We start from the raw sequence: 9,183 nt of genomic DNA, 5'->3' as shown, positions 1-9,183 counted from the left end.
GCCAGGGCCCAGGCGGCGGCGCGCATCAGCTCCGGGCCGCGCCCGGCCGCGAGCAGGGGCTCCTCGGCCGTGCGCACGGCCGAGCCGGTCACGGCGATGCGGGTCAGGTCATCGGCGGTCATGCGGACTCCTCCTCGGCCGCGCGGCGTTCGGCGACCACGTAGGCGGTGGCGACGTCCCCGTCATGGCTGAGGGAGAGGTGCCAGTGGGTGATGCCCAGGGCCTCGGCCTGGGCCTGCACGGTGCCGGTCAGGTGCACGGTGGGGCGGCCGTCGCCGTGGTCCGGGCGCGGGATCCAGCAGTGGTGCCACATCATCCCGGGCGGGGCGCCCATGGCCTTGGCGATCGCCTCCTTGGCGGCGAAGCGCGCGGCCAGCGAGCGCAGCGGCAGGTCCCGCTCGTCCTCGGTGAACAGGCGTGCGCGCAGCGCCGGGGTGCGCTCGAGCTGCGCCCGGAACCGCGGGACGTCCACCACGTCCACCCCCACGCCGACGATCACGCCGCCCCCGCCCGCCGGGCGCCCACGACGACGGCGCCGGCCTCGTCCCCGACGGGCTGCCCGCGCAGTCGCTTGGCCAGGTCGAGCGGCCACTGCAGCACGCCGGGCAGCTGCTGGTCGCAGCCCGGCGTGAGCATCGCCTTCCCGTAGGCCAGCACGCCGTAGACGCCGTGCTGCAGGCGGCCGAGCCGGTCGAAGCCGGCGTCGAACGCGTACAGGGACACACGGCCCTCCTCGAGTGTGAGGCACCGCTCCGCCAGCAGCCGCGCACGCTCCACGTGCTGGTGGAAGGTGAGCACGCCCAGGTGGTGCAGGCCCAGCTCGCGCATGCGGTCGGCCGCGTGGACGACCTCGCCCTGGGTGGTCACCGGATCGGGCGCGAAGCACTCGACGGTGACGCCTTCCAGCCGCGGGTCGCGCTCCTCCGGGCCGCCGCACAGCTTCTCGTGCCCGTCCGGCCCCAGGTACGCGGAGACGAAGAGCCGGTCGGTGACACCGGACGCGGCGAGCTCGATCGCGGCGTCGTAGACGCGGGGCTGGCTGTAGAGGACGAGGAGGGCGTCCACGCGCGGTGCGTCGTCCGGGTGCGGGTCCGTCACGGCGTGCGTGGCCCATCCCGCGCCGAAGGCCAGTCCCAGCGCCGCCAGGGTCGCCACGGTGGCGCAGAGGGCCCGCGCCCACCGCGGCAGGCCACGGCGGACGCGCCCCCGGTCGACCCGCTCGTTCATGCGCCCTCGGGGACCTGCCGCAGCACGACGGTGGAGCGGGCCGGGAGCTCAAGCACGTCCCCGGCACGCACGCGGGGGTGCGAGCCGCTCGGGGCGACGTGGGACGAGGTGTCCACGACGACCTCCCACTCGGCCGGGAACGTGGGCCCGGGCAGGGTGTACGGCACGGGCTCCCACCACGCGTTCATGAGGACGTAGAAGTCCCGGTAGGGCTCCTCCCCTTCCTCGTCCCCGCGGGGGAGCGTGTGCCCGTTGAGGTAGAAGCCGATCGACCGGGCCTCGGCGCCCCAGTCGTCCTCCGTCTTGGCGGTCGCGTCCGGCTCGAGCCACACGATGTCCGGCAGGGGCGCCTCGATGTCGCGGGCCGCGGGGCGACCGTCGAAGTGGTGGCGACGGCGGAACACCGCGTGGTCACGGCGCAGCGCGATCAGGTCGCGGGTGAACGCCACGAGCGAGTCGTCCATGGCGGACCAGTCGATCCACGAGATCTCGTTGTCCTGGCAGTAGACGTTGTTGTTGCCGCCCTGGGTGCGGCCCAGCTCGTCGCCGTGGCTGATCATGGGCACGCCCTGGCTGATCAGCAGGGTGGCCAGGAAGTTGCGGCGCTGGCGGGCGCGGAGCGTCACGACCTCGGGGTCGTCGGTCTCCCCCTCCACGCCGCAGTTCCACGAGCGGTTGTGCGCCTCGCCGTCGTTGTTGTCCTCGCCGTTGGCCTCGTTGTGCTTCTCGTTGTAGGAGACGAGGTCGCGCAGCGTGAAGCCGTCGTGGGCCGTGACGAAGTTCACGGACGCACCGGGGCCGCGCCCGTCCCCCTCATAGAGGTCGGCCGAGCCGGTCAGGCGGGTGGCGAACTCGCCGAGGGTGCCGGGCTCGCCGCGCCAGAAGTCGCGTACCGCGTCCCGGTACATGCCGTTCCACTCGGACCAGAGGCCGGGGAAGTTGCCCACCTGGTAGCCGCCCCAGCCCACGTCCCACGGCTCGGCGATGAGCTTGACGGTGCGCAGCACCGGGTCCTGGCGGACCACGTCGAAGAACCCGGAGAACATGTCCGGGCCCTGCTCCCCCTCCACCCGGGTGAGGGTGGTGGCCAGGTCGAACCGGAAGCCGTCCACGTGCATCTCGGTGACCCAGTAGCGCAGGGAGTCCATGACCAGCTGGAGGGCCTTGGGGCTGGAGAGGTCCACCGAGTTCCCGGTGCCCGTGTAGTCCATGTAGTGCCGCTCGTCGCCCTCGACGAGGTGGTAGTAGCCGGCGTTGTCCAGCCCGCGCAGGCTGAGCATGGGGCCCTTGTCGTTGCCCTCGGCCGTGTGGTTGTAGACCACGTCGAGGATCACCTCGAGACCAGCGGCGTGCAGGTCCTTCACCATCTGCTTGAACTCGCGGACCTGGCCGCCCACCTCCGAGGAGGAGGCGTAGGCGGCGTGCGGGGCGAAGAAGCCGAGCGTGTTGTAGCCCCAGTAGTTGCTCAGCCCCTTCTCCTGCAGGGTGGCGTCGTTGACGAACTGGTGCACGGGCATCAGCTCGACGGCGGTCACCCCGAGCTCGGTCAGGTGGCGGACCACCTCCGGGTGGGCCATGCCCGCGTAGGTGCCGCGCAGCTCCTCGGGGACGGCGGGGTGCAGCTTGGTCATGCCCTTGACGTGGGTCTCGTAGATCACCGTGTCCGTGAGCTCGACGGCGGGTGGGGCGTCATCGCCCCAGTCGAAGTCCTCGGCGACGACGACGCCGAGCATGCTCGTGCCCAGGTTGTCCGAGGTGTCGATGCGGTCCGGCTCGTCGAAGTCGTACGAGTGGTGCTGCTGGCCCCACTCGTAGTCGCCGGTGAACGCCCGCGCGTACGGGTCCACGAGGATCTTGGCCGGGTTGTGCCACAGGCCGCGGGCGGGGTCCCAGGGGCCGTGCACGCGGTAGCCGTAGCGCTGCCCGTGGCCGATGCCCGCCACGTGGGCGTGCCATGTGGTGCCGTGCCGCTCCTCGAGAGGGATGCGCGTCTCCGTGCCGTCGTCGGCGACGAGGCACAGCTCGACCGCCTCCACCTCGCGGGAGACCGCGAGGGCGAAGTTGGTGCCGGTCTCGTCCACGGTGGCCCCGAGGGGGTACGGCTGGCCGATCTCCACTGTGTGCATGACTCTCCGGGGTCTCGTCGTGCGGCCCGCCGGGTGCGGCGGGCCTCCTCGGGGAGTCTACTGGCGCGGGCAGACACCATGCCGGGACGTCGATCCGCTCAGACGAGTCGGGCTCCGCGGGCGGCCATGTCCGCCACGGCACGGCGCGAGGCGGCTGCGCCGCCGCGGACCAGGCGGTCGCGGGAGGCCGGGGCGTCTGCGGCATTGACCACGAACGCGGTGCGCATCAGCGCCAGCTCCTTCGCGAACACCTCGTCCCAGCCCTCCTGCCAGTACGGCCGGCCGATGTAGGTGAACGCGAACGCACGCTCGCCGGCGCGGGAGCACAGGGCCAGGGAGACGGAGCCGAAGCCGGCGCCGTCGTGGCCGACCAGCACCTCGCCGGCGTGCTCCGGCGCCGGGTCCGCGACCAGGAACAGGCCGTAGCCGTAGCCGGCCTGGGCGGCCGGGCCGACGGGGGTGACCATGAGGTCCACGGTCTGCTGCGAGACCAGCTCGCCCCGCATGAGGGCCTGATAGAAGCGGGTGACGTCCGCGGCGGTGGTGTTCACCGCGGCGGCGGAGGCGAAGATCGACTGATCGATGGTCTCGAGGGCCTTGGCCTCGTGCGGACGCACGGCCGCGTCCTGCATCTCCGCGCCGCGGACGAGGGTGCCGTGCTCGAGGCGGGTGCGGTGCATGCCGGCCGGGCGGAAGACGCGGTCCCGGATGAGCTCGGGCATCCGGCGACCGGTGACGGCCTCGACCATCATCTCCACCACGACGTAGCCCGTGTTGGAGTAGCCGTAGTCGGTGCCGGGCTCGAACCACCAGTCGGCCTGCTTCGCCAGCTCGACGAGCTCACGCTGGCCGTAGGAGCGGGAGACGACGTCCGCGAGCTCGTCGAAGTCCAGCTCGAAGAGGGACTGGCCGCGCATGATCACCCAGATGGCGTCCGGCATGCCGGAGGTGTGGTTCAGGAGCATCGAGAGGGTGACCCGGTCCTCGATGTCAGGCCACAGGCCCGGGAGGACGTCGCCGATCGTGGAGTCCAAGGACAGGGTGCCGTGCTCGACCTCCTGCAGGGCGACGGTGGCGACCATGCCCTTGGTGACCGAGGCGATCCGGGCCACGGAGTTCGCCCGCGCCGGGGCGTTCGCGTGCAGGCCGCGGGTGCCGGAGGCGGTGTCGAAGCGGCCGGCCGGGCCCACCACGGAGCAGACGGCGCCGACGGCAGGCCACTGCACGACGGCGTCGAGGGCGTCCTGGATCGCCCGTTCGTCCAGGCCGCGGCCGGAGCGCGGGTTCGGACCCTGCGGGGCGGCGACGGCGGAGGAGGCGACGGCGGGGGGCAGCACGAGGCCGGCGAGACCGACGGCCATGCCCTGGGCGAACTGGCGGCGGGTGGGGCGCATCGAGGCGTCCTTTCGAGAAGTGTGACGGCGGTCACCCAGGCGGGTGTGGTCACACTCTAGCCCGCGACGCCACAGCGACGGGGACCCGGGCGCCGGGGGCAGGAACCCAGAAAGCGGACGGCGCCCGTCCCCGGAGAGGGGGCGGGCGCCGTCGTCGTTCAGCCGGAGCGGATCACTCCACCGTGACGGACTTGGCGAGGTTGCGCGGCTGGTCCACGTCGTAGCCCTTCGCCGTGGCGAGCTCGAGGGCGAAGATCTGCAGCGGGACCGTGGTCAGCAGCGGCATGAGCATCGGCTGGGTCTCGGGGACCTCGAAGACGACCTCGGCCTGGCCGCGCACGGCCGCGTCGCCGCGCTCGGCGACGGCGAAGGTGCGGGCGCCGCGGGCGCGGACCTCCTGGATGTTCGAGACCACCTTGGCGTGCAGCGAGTGACGGTCCAGGGGCGAGGGCATGACCACGAAGACCGGCTGGCCGTCGTCGATCAGGGCGATCGGGCCGTGCTTGAGCTCGCCCGCGGCGAAGCCCTCGGCGTGGATGTAGGCGAGCTCCTTGAGCTTGAGCGCGCCCTCCATGGCCACCGGGTAGCCGACGTTGCGGCCGAGGAACAGGACGGAGGTGGCGTCGGCCATCGAGCGGGCGAGCTCCTTGACCTGGTCCTTGCCGGCGAGGATCTCCTCGATCTTGCCGGGGATCGCCCCGAGGTCCGCCAGGATGTCCTTGATCTGGCCGCTGAACAGCTTCTTGTTCAGCTGGGCCAGGTACAGGCCCAGCAGGTAGGCGGCGGTGATCTGCGCCAGGAACGCCTTGGTGGAGGCGACGGCGATCTCCGGGCCGGCGTGCGTGTAGAGCACGGCGTCCGACTCGCGCGGGATCGTGGAGCCGTTGGTGTTGCAGATGGACACGGTGCGGGCGCCCTGCTCCTTGGCGTAGCGGACCGCCATGAGGGTGTCCATGGTCTCGCCGGACTGGGAGATGGACACCACGAGGGTGTGCGGGTCGATGATCGGGTCGCGGTAGCGGAACTCGTGGGAGAGCTCCACCTCCACGGGGATCCGGCACCAATGCTCGATGGCGTACTTGGCCACCGTGCCCGCGTAGGCGGACGTGCCGCACGCCAGGACGATGATCTTGTCGACGGCCTTGAGCTCCTCGGGGTCGATCCGCAGCTCGTCCAGCATCAGGGCGCCGGCGGCGTCCGTGCGGCCCAGCAGGGTGTCCTGCACGGCCTGGGGCTGGTCGTGGATCTCCTTCTCCATGAAGGTCTCGAAGCCGCCCTTCTCCGCGGCCGAGGCGTCCCAGTCCACGGTGAAGCGCTTGCCGTCGGCGGGGCCGCCCCGGAAGTCCGAGATCTCGACGGCGTCGGCCGTGATCGTCACGACCTGGTCCTGCTCGAGCTCGATGGCCTCGCGGGTGAAGTCGATGAAGCCGGAGACGTCCGAGCCGAGGAAGTTCTCCCCCTCGCCCAGGCCGACGACGAGCGGCGAGTTGCGGCGCGAGGCCACCACGCGGTCCGGGTGGTCCACGTGCACGGCCAGCAGGGTGAAGGCGCCCTCGAGGCGCTGGGAGGCCAGCTGCATGGCGCGGGTCAGGTCCTGGCCGGCCGCGTTCCGGTAGACGTCGGCGAGGAGGTGGGCGGCCACCTCGGTGTCCGTCTCGGAGAGGAACTCGACGCCCTTGGCGAGCAGCTCCTCGCGCAGCTCGGCGTAGTTCTCGATGATGCCGTTGTGGATCAGCGCCAGGCGGCCCTCGTCCGCCACCTGCGGGTGGGCGTTGCGGTCGGTGGGGCCGCCGTGGGTGGCCCACCGGGTGTGGCCGATGCCGACGAGGCCGGTGGGGATGGGGTGCTCGGCGAGCTCCTCGGCGAGGTTGGCGAGCTTGCCCGCCTTCTTCCGGTGGTACAGCTGACCGCCGTCCACCACGGCCACACCGGCGGAGTCGTATCCGCGGTATTCGAGACGGCGCAGGCCCTCCATCAGGACGTCGAGAGCGCCGTGCTCACGATCCGACTGGGGCTGGCCGATGTATCCGACGATTCCGCACATGCGCATGAGAATACCGGGCCGGACCCGTCTTCCGCGCACGGCGGGCCGGCTCACTCCGTCCGGGACGAGAACCCCGCGGGATTGGCCTCCTGCCAGGCCCAGAGGTCCCGCACCATCGCGGTCACATCGCGCCGGGCGTGCCAGCCCACCTCGGCGCCGATCGCGTCCACGGCGGCGCACGACTCGGCGATGTCCCCGGGCCGGCGCTCGACCACGCGGTAGGGGATGCGGCCGCCCGTGACCGCCTCGAAGGCGCGCACCATCTCGAACACGGTGACGCCCTCGCCCCGGCCGATGTTCCAGACCCGGGTCGTCGTACCGCCCCCGGTCGCCACGCGGGCCGCGAGCCATTCGAGCCCGGCCACGTGCGCCTCCGCGAGGTCCATCACGTGGATGAAGTCGCGCACGGCGCTCCCGTCGCGCGTGTCGAAGTCCGCGCCGAACACCCGCAGCTCGGGGTACGCGCCGGAGGCCACCCGCGCCACGAAGGGCATGAGGTTCGCCGGCACCCCGCTCGGGTCCTCGCCCAGCCGCCCGGAGGGATGCGCGCCGACCGGGTTGAAGTAGCGCAGCATCGCCAGCCCGCCGCCGTCGACCGTGGCGCAGACGTCGCGCAGCACCTGCTCCGCCATGAGCTTGGAGTGCCCGTAGGGCGAGACCGGGTCTGTGGCGGCGTCCTCGGCGACCGGCACCGGCGCGCGGTCGCCGTACACGGTCGCGGAGGAGGAGAACAGGACCGTGCGGGCGCCGGCCGCGAGCGCGGCCTCGGCGACGGCGGCCGTGCCGCCCACGTTCACGTCGTAGTAGGCGGCGGGGCGGGTCATCGACTCGGTGGGCGACTTCAGCCCGGCGAAGTGCACGAGTGCGGCCGGGCCGAAGTCCGCGAGCGCCCCGCGGTAGTCCTCGGGGCGGCGGATGTCGGCCACGTGCAGGCGCAGCCGCGACCCGCCCAGACGCGTTCCGGCGAGCTCGGCGACGCGCTCCAGCGACGTCGTCGTCGCCGTGACCAGGCTGTCCAGGACGAGGACGTCGTGGCCCGCCTCGAGCAGCGTGAGCACGGTGTGGGATCCGAGGTATCCGGCACCGCCGGTCACGAGAACGCGCATGGGCCGATCCTATCCGGGCCCTGTGACGTCACGCGGGGGCCCGCTCCGGGCGGGCCGCGGCCATAATGGATCGGGTGACCTACACCCCCCCGACCTCCGAGCTGCCCCTCGTGGGCCCCGAGGAGCCCGCGGACGCCGTGCCCGACGGCCACCAGCGCTCCCCCTTCGTGGAGCTGGACCGCCAGACCTGGGCCCGTCTCGCCTCGGAGATGGCGCAGCCCTTCGACCAGGCGGACGTGGAGCGTCTGCGCGGCCTCGGCGAGCATCTGTCCCTGCGCGAGGTTGCCGAGGTCTACCTTCCGCTCTCGCGCCTGCTGAGCATCAACGTGGAGGCCTCCGCGGCCCTGCGCAGCGCGACCAACGCGTTCCTCGGCGAGCGGACGGGGCGCACCCCGTACGTGATCGGGGTGGCCGGGTCGGTCGCCGTCGGCAAGTCGACGACGGCGCGCGTGCTCCAGGAGATGCTGCGCCGCTGGCCGACCACACCGCGCGTCGAGCTGGTCACCACGGACGGCTTCCTGCACCCCAACGCGGTGCTGCACGAGCGCGGCATCATGTCCCGCAAGGGCTTCCCCGAGTCCTACGACCGCCGCGCGCTGCTGCGCTTCATGGCGGACGTCAAGTCCGGGGCGCAGGAGGTGCGCGCGCCCGTGTACTCGCACATCACCTACGACATCGTGCCGGGCGAGGAACAGGTGGTGCACCGTCCCGACGTGCTGATCGTGGAGGGACTCAACGTGCTGGCCCCGCCGCGCACCCGGGCCGACGGCACCGCCGGGCTCTCCGTCTCCGACTTCTTCGACTTCTCGGTGTACGTGGACGCGCGCGCGTCCTGGATCCGGTCCTGGTACATCGACCGGTTCATGGGTCTGCGCTCGGGGGCCTTCGCCGACCCGCGCAGCTACTTCCACCGGTACTCCTCCCTGTCGGACGCCGAGGCTCAGGCGACGGCCGAGTCCATCTGGGACTCCATCAACGGCCCGAACCTCGAGCAGAACGTGCGCCCGACCCGCGGGCGCGCCCGGCTGGTGCTCACGAAGAACGCGCAACACGAGGTGACCCGCGTGCTGCTGAGGAAGGTCTGATCCATGCGTCGCACCCTCCCTCTCGCCGCGCTGGCCGCGCTCGCGCTGCTCGTGGCCGGTTGCGGCACGCCCGCCGCGGGCCCGTCCTCGGCGACGCCGGCTTCCGGCTCCTCGAAGATCCGAAGAGCGTCGTGTAGGGAACGGGTGGCTTCCGCGGTTTAGGTCTAGTGGCAGCGCGATCCATCACACACAATCACTTGC

7 protein-coding genes are annotated in these 9,183 nt (G+C 72.2%); 1 reads left to right on the top strand and 6 read right to left on the bottom strand.

Going from position 1 to position 9,183, the window contains the following annotated elements:
• Positions 1-118: 118 nt before the first annotated feature.
• From D8M29_RS05635 to galE, 6 genes are all read right to left on the bottom strand, one after another.
• On the bottom strand, positions 119-499 hold the full coding sequence (locus D8M29_RS05635; protein WP_010080417.1) for a holo-ACP synthase: 381 nt from the start codon (positions 497-499) through the stop codon (positions 119-121).
• The gene (locus D8M29_RS05630) at positions 496-1,227 is read right to left on the bottom strand and encodes a hypothetical protein (protein WP_127445839.1); all 732 of its coding nucleotides are present in this window, start codon (positions 1,225-1,227) and stop codon (positions 496-498) included. The genes D8M29_RS05635 and D8M29_RS05630 overlap by 4 nt, the downstream gene beginning before the upstream one ends.
• The gene (glgX, locus tag D8M29_RS05625; RefSeq protein ID WP_060973418.1) at positions 1,224-3,353 is read right to left on the bottom strand and encodes a glycogen debranching protein GlgX; all 2,130 of its coding nucleotides are present in this window, start codon (positions 3,351-3,353) and stop codon (positions 1,224-1,226) included. The genes D8M29_RS05630 and glgX overlap by 4 nt, the downstream gene beginning before the upstream one ends.
• 98 nt (positions 3,354-3,451) lie before the next feature.
• Positions 3,452-4,747: a serine hydrolase gene (locus D8M29_RS05620; RefSeq protein ID WP_127435216.1), complete on the bottom strand. Its 1,296-nt coding sequence runs from the start codon at positions 4,745-4,747 to the stop codon at positions 3,452-3,454.
• Positions 4,748-4,919: 172 nt separating this feature from the next.
• The gene (gene glmS, locus D8M29_RS05615; RefSeq protein ID WP_095353614.1) at positions 4,920-6,791 is read right to left on the bottom strand and encodes a glutamine--fructose-6-phosphate transaminase (isomerizing); all 1,872 of its coding nucleotides are present in this window, start codon (positions 6,789-6,791) and stop codon (positions 4,920-4,922) included.
• 50 nt (positions 6,792-6,841) lie between these two features.
• Positions 6,842-7,897: a UDP-glucose 4-epimerase GalE gene (gene galE / locus D8M29_RS05610; protein ID WP_049146067.1), complete on the bottom strand. Its 1,056-nt coding sequence runs from the start codon at positions 7,895-7,897 to the stop codon at positions 6,842-6,844.
• Between the two features lie 74 nt (positions 7,898-7,971).
• Here galE and coaA point away from each other — a divergent pair, with 74 nt between their 5' ends.
• Positions 7,972-8,982, top strand: a complete 1,011-nt coding sequence (gene coaA / locus D8M29_RS05605; RefSeq protein ID WP_044659424.1) for a type I pantothenate kinase — start codon at positions 7,972-7,974, stop codon at positions 8,980-8,982.
• Positions 8,983-9,183 lie beyond the last annotated feature (201 nt).

It is taken from the genome of Micrococcus sp. HSID17227 (assembly GCF_003989405.1).
GTDB classification, from domain to species: Bacteria; Actinomycetota; Actinomycetes; order Actinomycetales; family Micrococcaceae; genus Micrococcus; species Micrococcus luteus.
The sequence above is the reverse complement of the archived record's forward strand: the minus strand, read 5'-3'. Positions and strand labels throughout refer to the sequence as shown.

Bases quoted from the DNA above. Each gene is read 5' to 3' on its own strand.
- D8M29_RS05630 (WP_127445839.1), bottom strand. From the start codon at position 1,227: ATGAACGAGCGGGTCGACCGGGGGCGCGTCCGCCGTGGCCTGCCGCGG.
- glgX (WP_060973418.1), bottom strand. From the start codon at position 3,353: ATGCACACAGTGGAGATCGGCCAGCCGTACCCCCTCGGGGCCACCGTG.
- D8M29_RS05620 (WP_127435216.1), bottom strand. From the start codon at position 4,747: ATGCGCCCCACCCGCCGCCAGTTCGCCCAGGGCATGGCCGTCGGTCTC.
- glmS (WP_095353614.1), bottom strand. From the start codon at position 6,791: ATGTGCGGAATCGTCGGATACATCGGCCAGCCCCAGTCGGATCGTGAG.
- galE (WP_049146067.1), bottom strand. From the start codon at position 7,897: ATGCGCGTTCTCGTGACCGGCGGTGCCGGATACCTCGGATCCCACACC.